7 protein-coding genes are annotated in these 15,661 nt (G+C 40.8%); all 7 read right to left on the reverse strand.

Translation table 11 applies throughout. The annotated features are described in order from the left end of the window. Positions 1 to 89: 89 nt before the first annotated feature. The 7 genes from HWQ40_RS24125 to HWQ40_RS24155 all read right to left on the reverse strand — a co-directional run bounded on the left by HWQ40_RS24125 (position 90) and on the right by HWQ40_RS24155 (position 15,469). Positions 90 to 2,741, reverse strand: coding sequence for a TonB-dependent siderophore receptor (locus HWQ40_RS24125; RefSeq protein ID WP_292782796.1), 2,652 nt, complete (start codon positions 2,739 to 2,741; stop codon positions 90 to 92). Positions 2,742 to 3,066: 325 nt separating this feature from the next. Continuing rightward, a complete protein-coding gene (locus tag HWQ40_RS24130; RefSeq protein WP_292782799.1) occupies positions 3,067 to 9,792 on the reverse strand; it encodes a non-ribosomal peptide synthetase in 6,726 nt (2,241 codons plus the stop codon). A gap of 38 nt (positions 9,793 to 9,830) precedes the next feature. Then, positions 9,831 to 10,901 carry an HAD family hydrolase gene (locus HWQ40_RS24135; protein WP_292782801.1) on the reverse strand — a complete coding sequence of 357 codons (1,071 nt, stop codon included), beginning with the start codon at positions 10,899 to 10,901 and terminating at the stop codon, positions 9,831 to 9,833. Beyond that, the gene (locus tag HWQ40_RS24140) at positions 10,898 to 12,094 is read right to left on the reverse strand and encodes an acyl-CoA dehydrogenase family protein (RefSeq protein ID WP_292782803.1); all 1,197 of its coding nucleotides are present in this window, start codon (positions 12,092 to 12,094) and stop codon (positions 10,898 to 10,900) included. The genes HWQ40_RS24135 and HWQ40_RS24140 overlap by 4 nt, the downstream gene beginning before the upstream one ends. Positions 12,095 to 12,139: 45 nt before the next feature. Then, a complete protein-coding gene (locus tag HWQ40_RS24145) occupies positions 12,140 to 12,391 on the reverse strand; it encodes an acyl carrier protein (protein ID WP_292782806.1) in 252 nt (83 codons plus the stop codon). Positions 12,392 to 12,448: 57 nt separating this feature from the next. Beyond that, positions 12,449 to 13,312, reverse strand: a complete 864-nt coding sequence (locus HWQ40_RS24150) for a 3-hydroxyacyl-CoA dehydrogenase NAD-binding domain-containing protein (RefSeq protein ID WP_292782809.1) — start codon at positions 13,310 to 13,312, stop codon at positions 12,449 to 12,451. Positions 13,313 to 13,468: 156 nt separating this feature from the next. Next, positions 13,469 to 15,469 (reverse strand): carbamoyltransferase C-terminal domain-containing protein, encoded by a 2,001-nt coding sequence (locus HWQ40_RS24155; RefSeq protein WP_292782811.1) that lies wholly within the window; start codon positions 15,467 to 15,469, stop codon positions 13,469 to 13,471. Between the last annotated feature and the right edge of the window lie 192 nt (positions 15,470 to 15,661).

Below are 15,661 nucleotides of genomic sequence, written 5' to 3' on the forward strand. Positions count from 1 at the left end.
ACTACACAAATTCACTTCACTTTACTCCCTTGGGGGAACAACAGTAGTTTTGGCTCCGTTCCCTTGGTAAGGGAAGGGTTGGGGAGGGGTCACAACTCCCACGAAATCGTGCCCTGCACGGTGAACGGCTCACCAGGATAAACTTCCGATAGACCAGAAGAACTTTCAAAATAATCCACATTGAACAGATTTCTAAAATTAACGGCAGCGCGGAGCTGTCCTTGTTTATAGGAAATAGCAGCATCAGTACGTAAATAGCTCGGCAACTGAAAGCTATTCTCTAAATCTCCCTGGCGATCGCCCACATAGAATAATCCCAAACCAAAGCCGAGTCCCTTGAGACTACCAGATTGAATTTCATACTTCGTCCACAAATTGAAACTATTTTTTGGGACATTGTTGAGGAGATTACCTGGTGTGTAAGTATTGTCTTTGGTGATTGTGGCATCCGTGTAAGCATAACCTGCAATCACATTCAGCCCTTTTAAGATTTCACCCCCAATGTTGAATTCGATACCCCGGCTGCGCTGCTCACCTGTTTGAATCGAAAAATCTGGATTATTTGGGTCTTGAGTCAAAACATTAGAGCGAGTCAGATTATAGAAAGCAAGTGTTGTAGAAATTCTCTCATTCAAATCTGCCTTGACCCCAACTTCATACTGAGTGCCACGCTCTGGTTGGAATGGACTACCATCAAAAGTCGTGCCGCTGTTTGGGAAAAATGAGCGACTATAGCTGGCATAAAGTGAAATGGGTTCAATGGGTTGATAAACAATACCGACACGCGGAGTGAAGGCATCCCCCGATTGACTAGTGGTATCACTCAGAAAACGATTGGTTTGGTCAAACACATCAAATCGCCCGCCTAGCAACAACTTGAGATTTTCTGTTAGCGTCACCTGGTCTTGAACATAAATCCCCAGAGTTTTTGTTAATCCTGCACCATCAAAAGCTAAAGCGAAAGGTCCAGTAACAAGCCCATACACAGGGTTGAATATATCTATTGGTGCAGGTGCAGTATACCTCTCAAATCCTAAGAACGAGCTACTCAGATCGACCCCAAGGAGTAGCTGATGCTTAATTGACCCAGTTGAGAATTTGCCAGTCAGGTTAGTGGCTAGGTCGTAGTCGTCATAATCAACAGTATTGATAATCGCATTACGATTTAAGGTTCGATTATCGTCGTCGGCAAGACCAACAATAATCGGATAGAACTCATTTCCGGGTCTATTTCTCTGAATTCTTGCCCAAAATACATTTTGTAATGACCAGTTATCGCTGAACTGATGCTCCAACCGATATCCTACTCTGGTAAGAGATGCATCAATAACACCCTCAGGTTCTCCAGTGAAACGAGCGCGCGGGATCTGACCATTGGGGTTGGGGAGTACTGTACCGACTGCTGGCAAGCCTGAGTAAGCAAGAGTGCTTCTTTCTGTGTACTCACCTTCCAGGGTCAAGCGAGTTCGCTCTCCAATCGCCACACTCACGACGGGTGAAATAGTGAAGATACTTCTGTCATAGAAATCAATGAAGCTTCCTGTATCCTGGTAGCCTACATTGAGGCGATACAACAGTGTTCTGGAGTCATTTAATGGTCCAGACAAATCAATAGCACCTTGATAAAAGTCATAACTGCCAATGGTGGCATCAATGGCATAGAAGGGATCTCTGAGGGGTTGTTTCGTCACTATGTTGATAGTGCCACCCGGATTAGCCCCCCCGTAAAGCACAGAAGCCGGACCTAAGAGTGCTTCGATTCTTTCGATGTTGGGGGTAAAATCCGATAGTATATCTCCACCCTCTCTTAGTCCATTTCTGAGAAAACTGCTACCATTGCGGCTTGACGTACTAAAACCTCGAATTGTATACCCAGCGCCTCCGAAGGCTTGTGGAGGAGTGCCTGTAGTTACTCCACTCACGTTTCTTAAGGCTTCATTTAGGTTGTTGACGTTTTGATCGCGCAGTACTTCTTGAGACACTACCTGAATCGATTGGGGAATATCGCGCAGGGGCGTATCGGTTCGTGTACCCACGCTGGCATTTGGTACGCGATAACTATCTTGCTCTCCCGTCACGACTAATTCAATCGGCTGATCATTTTGTGCCGATGGTTTCTCTGGTGGTGTCTCACTTGCTGGCTGTTCCGGCTCAGGCTGTGTCGCTGTTACAGCAGGTGTCAAGCCAAAAATTAAACCCTCATTGCTGTCAAATAACTCTACTTTTGGCAATCCCACCTCACCCGTAACTGTCACCCGGATAGTATTGGCATCTAGATTTGTAACTGTTATTTCAGTAATACCGTCAACTGGTTTTTCCGAGCGGAATATAAAGGCATCGCCACTAGGTAAACGCAGTTGGGCATTGGGAATGTCAGCAATAAATTTATTATCAGCACTGCGATTGTTGATTTGTAGTTGTTCTCCCTGAGCCGTCTGTAAAATTACCTCTACACCTTTGTCAGTGGGATTAGCTTGCACTCTTGTAACTTGGATAACTTTTGACAAGGGTGCTGCTTCTGGTGCTGGTGACTGCACTAACATTTGGGCGCTAGTGCTGGGAAATTCTATCTCACCGAGTTGGCGAATCTCTCTAATTGAACGTGAATTACGTAGTATCGATGCAACAGATTTACTCTTTACCTCTGGTTTAGATACTTCTTGAGCAGTTGCGCTCATTACACCCCAAAGCCAAATAGAACTCGTCACTAAAAAAATGTTAGATAACTCTTTAAGTGTCATTTGCTACTCAATATATTTAGAAATACTACTAAAATGCAATAAATAGCCTTTATCTATTGAGAACAATTACTATCAGTACGAGAATAAAGATAAATTAAATGGTAAGCAATTGCAAGTATTTCTCGATTTTTCTCACAAATCAGTGACATTTGACCCCATATTCCGTACTCGCGGAGGCTATTTCTAAAGAAATGTAAAGGGTAGAAATGCGGTGATCGCATCAGTTGTAAGTATGGTTCATGTGATGTTGAAACAGATCAGAACACCTAAATGCTGACCTTCATAATCCTTTACAAACAGCCTCTGAGATTATTCGAGCCATTCTTTAGATGCTGTCGATAGATTTAAGCTTTTGTAGACGCTTTCTTTGTTGAACTTTACCATGTAAAATTTTTTCAGAGGGAATTTCTATCAAATAGGACTGTGGTAGATTTTTGATTTGACTAAAATATTCTGCTAAAGACCTTATGGTCGGATATCTAAACAGCTCGATAATGGATACATTACTTTTAAATGCTTCGCGTAATTTACTATGAACCTGAACTAGAAGCAATGAATGACCACCGAGTTCAAAGAAGTTATCATGAATTCCTACACTCTCAAGATTCAGTATTTCTTGCCAAATATCAACAATAGTTTGTTCCACCTCAGTTTGGGGTGGCTGATAAACCGCTTCCAGTTGGGGACGTACTGTATCAGGTGCTCTTAGAGCTTTGCGATCAACTTTACCATTTGGTGAGAGAGGTAGTGCTTCAAGTGTGACAAAAGCTGCTGGTACCATGTAGTTTGGTAGCTTTGACTCCAAGAAGTGACGCAGTTCAGAAATTACCAGTGTTTGTTCTGTTTGTGGGACTACATAGGCTACTAAATTTTGAGCATCTGTGGCCACAACTACGGTTTCCCGCACTCCTGAGTATTGGTTAATCAGTGCTTCAACTTCTCCGAGTTCGATGCGGAAACCACGAATTTTAACCTGATAGTCAATCCTACCAATGAACTCAATCTCTCCATTGAGTAAATAACGGGCTAAATCGCCTGTTTTGTACAAGCGTTCGGAATAATTTGAGGATTGGTCTTGTTTCCCTCCCCTGCTCCCCTGCTCCCTCCGTTCGCGCTTCGCGTCTCCCCTTGGGAGAAGTTCCGATGGTTGGAAGCCTGCGCTGGGACTTGTCTCTGCTCCCCTGCCTCTTTGGAAGGGATTAGGGATAAATTTTTCTGCTGTCAAGTCGGGGCGGTTGAAATAGCCTCTAGCTAGTCCTACACCACCGATATATAATTCACCTGGTACGCCGATGGGTACTGGGTTGAGATGTTCATCCAGCAGATAAATCTGGATATTGGCAATTGGGCGACCTATAGGAACTGTGTTTTGGTTGGTGACACTATCTTGACACTGCCAAAAAGTGACATCAACAGCCGCTTCCGTTGGCCCATAAAGATTGTGCAGTTGGGCATTGAGTCGATCGCCGGAGCGTTGTTGCAATTGTACTGGTAAGGGTTCACCACTAACTATCACCCGCATCAGAGATTGACATTTTTCTAAACCTTCGGCTTCCAGGAATACTTGCAGCATCGAAGGGACAAAATGTAAAGTCGTAATTTGCTGCTGTGCAATGACATTTACTAAATAATTGGGGTCTCGATGTCCTTCTGGTTGTGCTACTACTAACCGCGCACCTGTGATTAATGGCCAGAAGAATTCCCAGACTGAAACATCAAAGCTGAATGGTGTTTTCTGTAAAACTCGATCTGTGTCCGTGAGTTGATATTGGTCTTGCATCCACAGCAGGCGGTTACAAATTCCTCTGTGGGTATTCATCGCCCCCTTTGGTTTGCCTGTGGAGCCGGAGGTATAAATGATGTAAGCTAGGTTATCGTTACTGGGATGGTAATCTGGATTTTGTTTGCTGTGTTGGGCGATGAGTTCCCAGTTGCTGTCTAAGCAAACTAGTTTAGCTGTGTAAGTTGGGAGATTCTCTACTAGCTGCTGTTGTGTTAATAAGACTTTTGGTTGGGAGTCTTCTAACATGTAGGCTAGGCGTTCTTTAGGGTAACTAGGGTCTAATGGTACGTATGCGCCACCTGCTTTGAGAATGGCTAATAGTCCGATGATCATGTGGAGCGATCGCTCTGTGCAAATTCCCACTAATACTTCTGGTTTTACTCCCAATAAACGCAAATAATGCGCCAATTGGTTAGCTCTGGCGTTGAGTTCACGGTAAGTCAACTGTTGGTCTTCAAACACCACTGCTATAGCATCGGGTGTATGTTCTACTTGAGCTTCAAACAAATGATGGATGCATCGATCTTGAGGATACTCAACTTGAGTATCATTCCACTCAACCATTAATTGATGCTGTTCCTGTGAGGAAAGCAGAGAAATAGACTCATAGCGTCTCTTGGGTTCTGCTGCTATTACGGCAAGTGTTCTAGCATAATAACCACCAATAGCTTCAATTTGTTTGGAGCTAAACTGTCTGACATCATATTCCAAATCTAAATTAATCTCAGATGAAAATTCGTCTAAACTAAATTGAGTACAAAGTGCAAAATTTGTTACTGCAAAATATTTACTACTCAATAGTTGAACTTCGTTCAGTCTTACTATACCTTGATAAACGTGAAAGTTAGTAAAGTTAAACGCTGTTTCAAATAAAGGTTGCTGACCTAAAATCCTTTGTAACTCTGCTAGGGGATACCGCCGATGTGGTAACAATTCCCGCTCTGTGTCAAAGGTTCTTTGCACCAAGTCTAACCAGGTTCCTCCAGATAGTTGCAAACGAAATGGTAAGGTATTAAGGAAAAGTCCGAGAATCCGCTCTCCATCTACTTCTTCTAATCGACCATTTGACACTAAACCTGTGACAACATCTGTCTGGCTACTTAGCAAACTTAATACTCTCAAGTGTGCAGCTAACAAAATACTCTTGAGTGGAACGCGAGCAATTTGAGCTAATTGTTTTAAAGCAAGAGAAACATTAAGAGATAACTCAACATTGTGTACGCTAATGCTCCTAGAAATATTGCTAACTTGATCACAATTTAACCACCAGCGAGGGAGAGTTGTTACCGTGCTGTTGTACAACTTTTGACGCCAATACCGCAAACACTCATCTGATTTCAGTACTTCTCGTTCTAGAGCGATAAAATCTCGATACGCAGTTGTTGGTGAAGATTCTGGAAAGGAAATGTTTTCACCCAAGAGAGATAAATAACGCCTAAATAACTCTGTAATCATGGAAGCCACGCTCCATCCATCCAGAATCACATGGTGTTCGGTAAAGCTAAACTGAAAAGTCTCTTCACTGCGGCGATGAATTTGAAAGCGTAGCAGTGGTGGGCACGTCCAGTCAAACTTTTGGCTCTTTTCAGCTTCATACCAAACTGCTAGAACATTCTCTTGTTCATTTACACAAAGGTGTCGTAAGTCTTCAACCTGTAAGGGAATAGAAATATTTTTATGTACAAGCTGTATCAACTCGTTATATTTTTCCAGTTCAAATGAAGTTCTTAGTACAGGATGATAAACCGCCAGTTCTTGAATAGCAATCTGCAATTTCTCCAAGTCAAAAGGAGCTTTCAGATGCAGGCTAGTAACGTTGTGATAGATTGCAGTATCGGGGCTGGAAATACTATGAAACAACATTCCTGCCTGAAGTTGACTTAGAGGGTAAGCATCTTCTAAATCATCAGGTAACTTTTGTCTATCTGCTTGAGAAAGTAAGCTAAATGGTTCAACTGGTTTTACATTTATGTTACTTTCTTTTGCAGCCACTAAAGTTTTCGCAAGTTCGTAAATGGTTTGAAATCGAAATAACTGTTGTATTGAAAAATTTAAACCATGTTTTTGTGCTTGAGACTGAACTTGGATGCTACGCATAGAATCTCCACCTAAGGAAAAGAAGTTGTCGTGGATACCCACCTGCTTGATACCAAGAACTTTAGCCCAAATATCAGCTAGTATTTTTTCTTCTTTTATGCGAGGTGCGACAAAAGCTTTTTCTAATTCAGGTCGCGCAGTGTCAGGAGTGGGTAATGCTCTGCGGTCAATCTTTCCATTAGCTGTGAGCGGTAGTGCCTCCAATGTGACAAAAGCTGCTGGCACCATGTAGCTTGGCAACTTTGACTCTAAAAAGCTGCGTAATTCAGAAACTGTCAGTGTTTGTCCTTTTTGAGCAACTACGTAGGCAACTATTCGCTTAGAATCTCCTGAATCATCGCTTACTATAACTACAGTTTCTCGTACTGGTGGGTATTGGCTGATTAATGCCTCAATTTCTCCCAGTTCAATCCGAAAACCACGTACTTTTACTTGGTGGTCAATACGACCTAAATATTCAATGTCTCCATTCGGTAAATATCGTGCTAAATCACCGGATTTGTAAAGACGCGCATTGAGTTTATCACTAAAGCAATTAGGAATAAATCTTTCAGGAGTTAGTGCTGGTCGGTTTAAATAACCCCTGACCACACCAGCACCACCAATATACATTTCACCTGGTACTCCGATGGGTACTGGCTGCCCATATCTATCTAGTAAATAAACTTGCAAGTCAGGAATTGGACGACCAATTAAACTTGCTGATGCTACTTCTAAGTCTGCCATTGTTAGCGGACGATATGTAACATGCACAGTTGTTTCCGTAATCCCGTACATATTGACTAACTGTGGTGACTGGTCGCCATGACGTTCAAACCAAGGTCTTAAACTCTCAATTTGCAACGCTTCTCCACCGAAAATGACTTTTCGCAGGCTTAAGTTGTTACTATTTCCCAGCGATTCCTCTACCTGTATCAGCTGACGGAAAGCAGAAGGTGTCTGGTTAAGTACAGTCACTTGCTGTGTTAACAACAATTTATAAAACTCTTCAGGTGAACGACTCAGCCAATACGGTACTACTATTAACTGTCCACCATACAGCAATGCCCCCCAGATTTCCCAAACAGAAAAATCAAAGGCTATAGAATGGAATAGTGAAAAGACATCCTGTTGATTAAATTTATACCAGGATTCAGTTGTTGCGAATAAACGAACAACATTGCTGTGATTAACTAAGACACCCTTAGGTTGACCTGTTGAGCCAGATGTATAGATGATATAAGCCAAGTTCTCAGTTGTACAGTCATTGATTGGGTTTTGTTGACTTGACTGAGCTATAATTTCCCAATATGTATCTAGACAAACAACCCTAGTCTGATGTTGTGGCAAATTCTCTTTTAGGTGCTGCTGCGTTAGTAACACTGACACAGAAGCATCTTGCAATATGAAGGCTAAACGTTCTGGTGGATAGGCTGGGTCTAGCGGTACATAAGCACCACCAGCTTTAAGGATGGCTAATAGACCGATGACCATATCAAGCGATCGCTCTACACAAATCCCGACTAATACCTCTGGTTCCACGCCCAGCTTTTTCAGATAGTGCGCTAGCTGATTTGCTCTAGCATTCAGTTCGTAGTAGGTTAGTTGTTTATCCTCAAATACTACTGCTACTGCATCAGGCGTGCGTTCTACTTGCGCTTCAAACAACTGATGAATACATTGTTGTTGAGGATATTCAACCTGAGTGTTATTCCACTCCACTAGCTGCTGATGTAAGTCATCTGCCGTTAATAGTGGTAAGTCAGATAATCTTGCTTGTGGATTTGCAACAATCCCTTCTAGCAAAGTACAAAAATGCTCTACTATCCGAGTAATAGTTTCAGCATCAAACAAGTCGATGTCGTATTCTAAGCAGCCCCTCAACTCTGGCTCTGCATTCACTATGTGCAGAGTTAAATCAAATTTGGCAGTCTGACCGTGCGTCGGGAGCCAATTTAGAGTCAAACCAGGTAGTGTCAGTTCCTTTTGAGTATCTTCCTGCCAGGCAAACATTACCTGAAACAAAGGCATATGACTGAGATTTCTATCTGGCTGAAGTTCTTCCACTAATTGCTCGAAAGGTATATCTGCATGAGCGTATGCACCCACACACACCTCGCGTACTCTATTCAACAATTCTAAAAAACTTGGATTATCAGAAAGATAAGTCCGCAGCACAAGGGTATTGACAAAAAAACCAATCAGCCCTTGAATCTCACTTTGGTTGCGGTTAGCAATTGGAGAGCCAACACAGATGTCTTCTTGCCCTGTGTAACGGTACAGTAAAGCTTGCAATGCTCCCAGTAGCGTCATAAACAGGGTTACCCCTTCTTGATTGCTCAGGGATCTGAGCATATTGGTTAGGCTTGCTGATAGCTCAAAAGAAGCAATTGCGCCTCGAAAGCTTTGGACTGGTGTCCGTGGGCGATCTGTGGGCAAAGCCAAGGTTGAAGTGCCTGCCAATTGTTGCTTCCAATAAGAAAGTTGCGTCTTTTGTAATTCGCCTTGTAGCCACTGACGCTGCCAAATAGCAAAGTCTGCGTATTGAATAGAGATATCAGGGAGAGGAGATATTTTGCTGGTGGAAAAGGCTTCATAGAGTACTGCTAATTCACGGATTAACACTCCTATAGACCAACCATCAACGGCAATGTGGTGAATCGTGAACAGCAGCAAGTATTCTTCGACACCTCTTTGTAGCAGCATGACTCGCAGCAACGGGCCAGTCACTAAATCAAAAGGTTTTTGAGCTATCTCTGTTGTTAGCCGCTCGACTTGTGTATGTCTTTCAGCTTCTGGCATCGAGAGCAAGTTCACCAGTGGCAGGGTCACAGTTACAGTAGGATGAATAACCTGAATTGCTTGTTCCTCAACCATCTCAAAAGTAGTACGTAACGCTTCATGGCGTCGCACAATCTCGTTGAGACTTCGCTCTAACGCATCCACGTTAAGCGCACCTACCAGCTGTACACATGCTAGTTCACTGTAGTAAGGATTATCGGGATCTAACTGTTGGAGAAACCACAGCCGTTGTTGGGCAAAGGATAGGGGAGCAGGACTTATTTGAGAACGTTTTGGAATAATCTCTACTTGAGAGTCAACTTCACCCCGCAATCGCTTTTTGAGAAGCTCCTGTTGACTGAGTGAAAGCTTTGATCGTCGTTTTAAAATTTCATCTTTTGTTATATCCATAATCTCCCCTGTCAAACTACGATAACTAGCAATGCTTTTTAATCTATAACTTGGACCTTGACATACTCAGGGATAGACTGTATTTGGGTTAGATCATTTTCTAAAATCTGCAAATCTCCATTTTTTTGAATTTCTTGAAAACCTGCAAACTTATAAGATATATACATCATTCGATTCCGATTATTTGAAACAAACTCAGCCCGCAAACGAACATTATTGTTCTTAGCCAATGTCATAATATGATTTAGCATAATTGTGCCGACACCTCTGGACATAACCCGACAAGACATCAGCAAAAGCTTCAGAGTCCACACAACCTCTGCACATTCCACAAGAGCTAGCCCAATTTTTCCATAACTGCCATATTTATCTTCTAAACTAGCAATCAGTATTTTATGCTGATCGGATTGTCGAAAATTATTCAGTTCGTTATATGAATATGTATAACCAGTTGTATTTAATTGATTAGTTCTTAATGTTAACTCTTCGGCTCTTTGTAAATCATCTTCTTGAGCATCAGAGATAGTAAAAGTCATATTAAGTGTAGCTAAAAACTCGTTTTGAGTACCAATAAATTCTTTTTCATAATTATTTCTTTCAATATCACTAATATACATTAGTCTTCTCAGTTTTGAATCCTCTGTAATAAAATGAGGATTCATTTCTGGTTTATTTAAGAAATGCGTCAGATCAGTTGCATTAATACAAAGGACTTCCGCAAGTGAAAATTTGACTTCTTCAAGTTCAAATAACTGGTCATCGATAAAAGCAAATGCATCGATGCCAAGATTGAGAAATTTAGCAATCTCTTGAATAGAACTCGATTTAGAGTTCCAATTTATTTGAGGATAGAGAAAATATTCGTGCAACCCAAATTCCTGGAGCTGCTCCATTGCTCTGGCATAGTCATTTTTACTGGCAACAGACTGCAAAATACCTCGGACATCTAATGCTTTGATAATATCGACTACCTCGTTTCGCAGGTAAACACAGTCATCCTCTAATAAAATACCATCCCAAAGCGTGTTATCTAAATCCCAAACTACACATTTGATAGCTTTTTTCTCTATTTGTTGATCGTTTGAAATTTCAGTGTTTGTGCTAATCATATTCTCACATCATTGCCAGTAAGTTTTGAGAATTGATGGTGAGTGAAAGCAGGTTTTGATATATACTCCTGATAACCGTAATCAGCGATGGCAATCTGTTGTATTTGTGTGCTTCCTTCAATGATTTCCATGATTTTTGCATCTCGCAAATATCTAGCAACTGAATATTCATTAGTACAACCATTAGCCCCATGAATTTGTACGGCATTATTTGCCACTTGAGTTGCTGTTGTAGATGCAAAATATTTGGCAATCGAAGTCTCTGTTATAGAATTCGGATCGCCAACTTCTTTGAGATAGCCAGCTTGATAGCACAGTAATCTTGCTGCTTTGACATTGACTATCATCTCGGTAATCATTTGCCGAATTAATTGGTGTTCTTTCAAATAAACACCGAACTGCTTTCGTTCGCTCGTGTACTGAATGCAGGCTTCTAGACAAGCTTGAGCAATACCTACAGAACCCCATGCCACACTATATCTTCCATAATCTAATGCAGAAGAAGCTATATAAGAGAAACCAAAACCCAATCTGCCTACCAGATTCTCTTGAGGAATTCGACAATCTTGAAAGTTTAATTGAGCGAGCATTGAAGCCCGAACACCCAATATCCCCGAAATAGGTTGTATTGAAAGTCCTGGACTATTTTTTTCAACTAAAAAAGCAGAGGGTTTTCCTGAACATTGGGCAAATACCAAAAAGACATCTGCAATTTGTCCGTAGGTAATCCATTTTTTCTGTCCATTCAAAACATAAGAGTCACCAGAAAGTGTTGCTGTGCTTTCTATACTTTTAGCATCGCTACCTACGTTAGGTTCACTTAAGGCGAAAGCAGCTATAACTTTACCAGATGCTAATTTTGGCAGCCAATACTCTTTTTGATACTTATTACCCCATCGACAAAGAGCAGAAGCAACCATGCTATGAACTGTGAGCAAACTCCGTAAAGAAGAACATCCTCGTCCAATTTCTTCATTCAGAAGACCATAGGTGATCATATCCATACTTTTGCCACCAAATTCTTCGGGTATTACAGCACCCAAATATCCTTGGTGAGCAAACTTTTCTATAAGTTTTGGGGAAGTACACTCTTCTTGGTCGGAGGAATTTGCGTGAGGTACAACTTCTTTGTTGACGAAACCTCTAAATTTAGATGTATCATCTTTTTGTTGAGATGTAAACTCAATTTTCATGATGATTACTTGGTTGTTGAAAATAGGTTTGAATTTTATATTTGTTCATTTTTCTACAACGAAAGCTGTCTTGCGTTCAACTAAACGAGTCATAGAATTTATAGTTCTGAAGTTATCAAGCTCCAGGTCTTCATTGTCAATATTAATTTGAAATGCTTGTTCGATAAATAAGACGAGTTGCATAGCAAACATGGAATTGACAAAACCAAGTGCAAAAATATCTTCATCTGACTGCAAATCATGATTGCGGAAAAATCGGGACAAAAAATCTAGAATTTTTGCTTGTATTTCTGACATATTTTCAATTCACCTTGATTTTAGGTATGGCTAGAGAGTTTGTTTTAATATCCAATTTCAAATTGCTCCATTGTAAGTATAAAAACCTTGCCCACTCTTGCGACCATACAACCCAGCATCCACCATCTTTTTCAGCAATTGACAAGGTCTGTATTTGCTGTCGTTGAAACTTTCATACAAAACTTCGATGGAAAAAAGAATCGTATCCAATCCAATTAAGTCAGCAGTTTCTAGGGGTCCCATTTTATGACCGAAACAGGTTTTGAAAATTCTATCCACTTCTTCCACTGAAGCAACTTGGTCTTGTAGCAAGAAAATTGCTTCATTAATTGTCAACATGAGAACTCGGTTAGAAACAAAACCTGGCGAATCATTGACAAGGATGCTTTCCTTACCCATCTGAGCCAGTAATTCTTTAGCTGTTGAGATTGTTTCATCGGATGTGTGATACCCACGAATCATTTCAACCATCGGCTTCATTGGAACCGGGTTCATGAAATGCATACCAATCACTTTATCAGCACGCTTAGTTAATGAACCAATGCGAGTAATGGGAATAGCAGATGTATTAGCCGCAAATATAGCTTTATCTTGGCAAATTGCATCAAGCTGTGCGTATACCCCCTTTTTAATATCCCACTTTTCGGTGACATTTTCAATCACAAATTCTGCATCTTCAAGAAATTTATAGTTTGGAGAAAACTTAATTCGCTGCAGAATATTGTCAGGACTCTCTGCTTTCTCATTTTTCTGGAAAAACCCTTGGAAACGCACATTATTCCTGATTTCCTGTTTTGCTTTATCCAGAATCTCTTCGGAAATATCTACTATAATCACTTGATGACCAGTTTGAGCGAGGTTTTGTGCAACCCCAACACCCATAACCCCAGATCCAACTACACCTACTACTTGAATATTCATGATTAAAACTGACTAATCTCTGCTACGTTCAAGACACAATACAGTTAAACACGTTTACACGCTCCTGAAAAGGAATACCATTTTTTCTTTAAGAGTAGACGTTAGGGTAAAGGCATCTTATCCGACCAGTACCTTGACTACAGGGGTGGCGATTGCTTATGGTTGCAACAAAATTAAACGCTGCGACCATAATTCTATAAGCTCATTAACAATTCCTTGCGCTTTTCCTTCTTCAGTCTCGCCATTTTCCTGGAGGAGATCCCCCACAGTCTTCTCACTGTTTGCCAACGTCAAAACACGAAAGACTTCGGCTGACACTCCTATTTGAAACTTTGTATCGTAGCTATTCCCAATATAAAAGAGATTGTCGAACTTGCTGTCTAGACAAACTTTTTTAACCTGATGCAACGAAATATATCGGGGAAGTGAAAGTTTAAGAGATAGATGATTCTGCCAAGATACCTCCTTTTTCTTAATCAAATACTCTCCCACAACAAGGTAGTCTAGTCCCGTAGTTAAAAAACAAACTACTGCATCTTCAATAGAATCTACAATTGGTTCAACATTGTTGTTGAACGACGTGTTAAGCAAAATCGGAACGCCTGTCAACTTTTTAAACCAGTGAATCAAGTCCCAATATTTTTCATTTGTTTTGCGTGATACAGTTTGTACTCTTGCTGTTCCATCAACATGAGTCACTGCCCCCAAAAGATTGCGTTTCTCTTTTCTAACGTTAACCACAAATATCATGAAGGGGAGTTGTTTTTGATTAGACGGAACCTCAAAAAATTCATCAACATCCTCTTCTAAAACCGACGGGGCAAACGGTCTATATCCTTCCCGCTTTTTGATCATTTTGTTGATACGAGCTTTATTTTCATCAGGTCGAGGATCTGCAAGAATACTTCGGTTCCCTAAAGCCCTAGGTCCAAATTCCGAGCGATCTTGAACCCATCCCACAACGTAACCACTTGCCAGTAACTTTGCCGTCTGTTCAGAAACATTTATCAATTTATCAAAGCTAATAAAATCTTGCCATTGCATCAATTGGTTTAAAACAGAGGGAGAACCTCCGATATTTGTTCCCCAGTAAACATGCTCAAGCTGAGAAGACTTCTTAGCCATTGGATTGGCATTATAGTACGCATATAAAGCTGCGCCTAACGCGCAACCACCATCGTGAGCCGCAGGCTGAACAAATACATTTTCAAACATTCCAGAGCGTAAGATTTTTCCGTTAAGAGTACAATTATGAGCCACTCCCCCAGCCATACAAAGGTTTTTCTGTTTGGTTTCCTGTTTATAGTATTGAAGAACATGAAAAACTATAATTTCTAAGGTTTCCTGGAGTGATGCAGCAATATCTTTATGAATTTGGGTGAAGGGTTCCCCTTTCCTGCGCGGTATTCCTAAATCAAAGAGGGAAATTATTTCATCTTGATGAATAACATAATCTCCATTGGGAAGTAATGTATAAAGTGTTTGGAAGACATTTCTATATCTTTTCGGATTTCCATAAGGAGCTAGTCCCATCACTTTGTATTCATCGAACATGGTGTAACCTAAAAAACCTATTACGTTCTCATAAAAATTACCAAGAGATTTCGATTCAGGAATGCCGGCTATTTGCTTAAGTCTTGTGCCCTCACCCTCAAAAACCATACCAGAAATACCCTCTCCCATTCCGTCAAATGTGGTAACAAGACTACTTTCATAACCAGAAAGTGCCAGTGCGCTCATTGCATGTGTATAATGATGAGTAACAAAGCAGAATTTATCTGGATTTATTTCAGAGTTTAATTCTCTGCGAAAAAGCTGCTGAAAAAAGATTGTCGGGTCAATTATTGGTACCGAGACATTGGTATTATCGAAAAAAAGTAGTTTAAGCATTATCTCCAGGTATTCCTTTGATGCGTAATAGGCAATTAGGTCTACTTCCTCCAGTTGTATGCCACTGCTTTTCAAGCATAAACGCAATGATTCACCGGGAAACTTGTTTGTATGCTTTATTCGATTGAGCCTTTCTTCCTCGATTGCAAAAATAACTTCTCCATCCTCAACTAAAACAATTGCTGAGTCGTGAACTGCTCCTAACGTACGCTCATATAGATTCTCATGAATAAGCTCTGGTCCCCCAGAAAATCCTAAAACTAGCATTTTTACACCTCAGTATTCTCTAGCTGTTGATAAACGGTAGAAATATTTGTTACAGTAATTCTATTTGATTTGTGAGATGTTGCGTCAGGATTGTCTTTGGTCATTTGTCATTAGTCCTTTGTGATTACAAATGACCAAGGACAAAGCACAAAAGACGAGCCTCACAAGTCTTCTTACAACTCATTTAGAATT

This window comes from Nostoc sp. NMS9 (genome assembly GCF_017114995.1).
Lineage (GTDB): Bacteria > Cyanobacteriota > Cyanobacteriia > Cyanobacteriales > Nostocaceae > Nostoc.

What these genes read in the sequence shown, in the direction of transcription:
- HWQ40_RS24155 (WP_292782811.1), bottom strand. Translation starts at nt 15,469, where the DNA reads ATGCTAGTTTTAGGATTTTCTGGGGGACCAGAGCTTATTCATGAGAAT.
- HWQ40_RS24150 (WP_292782809.1), bottom strand. Translation starts at nt 13,312, where the DNA reads ATGAATATTCAAGTAGTAGGTGTAGTTGGATCTGGGGTTATGGGTGTT.
- HWQ40_RS24135 (WP_292782801.1), bottom strand. Translation starts at nt 10,901, where the DNA reads ATGATTAGCACAAACACTGAAATTTCAAACGATCAACAAATAGAGAAA.
- HWQ40_RS24125 (WP_292782796.1), bottom strand. Translation starts at nt 2,741, where the DNA reads ATGACACTTAAAGAGTTATCTAACATTTTTTTAGTGACGAGTTCTATT.
- HWQ40_RS24130 (WP_292782799.1), bottom strand. Translation starts at nt 9,792, where the DNA reads ATGGATATAACAAAAGATGAAATTTTAAAACGACGATCAAAGCTTTCA.
- HWQ40_RS24145 (WP_292782806.1), bottom strand. Translation starts at nt 12,391, where the DNA reads ATGTCAGAAATACAAGCAAAAATTCTAGATTTTTTGTCCCGATTTTTC.
- HWQ40_RS24140 (WP_292782803.1), bottom strand. Translation starts at nt 12,094, where the DNA reads ATGAAAATTGAGTTTACATCTCAACAAAAAGATGATACATCTAAATTT.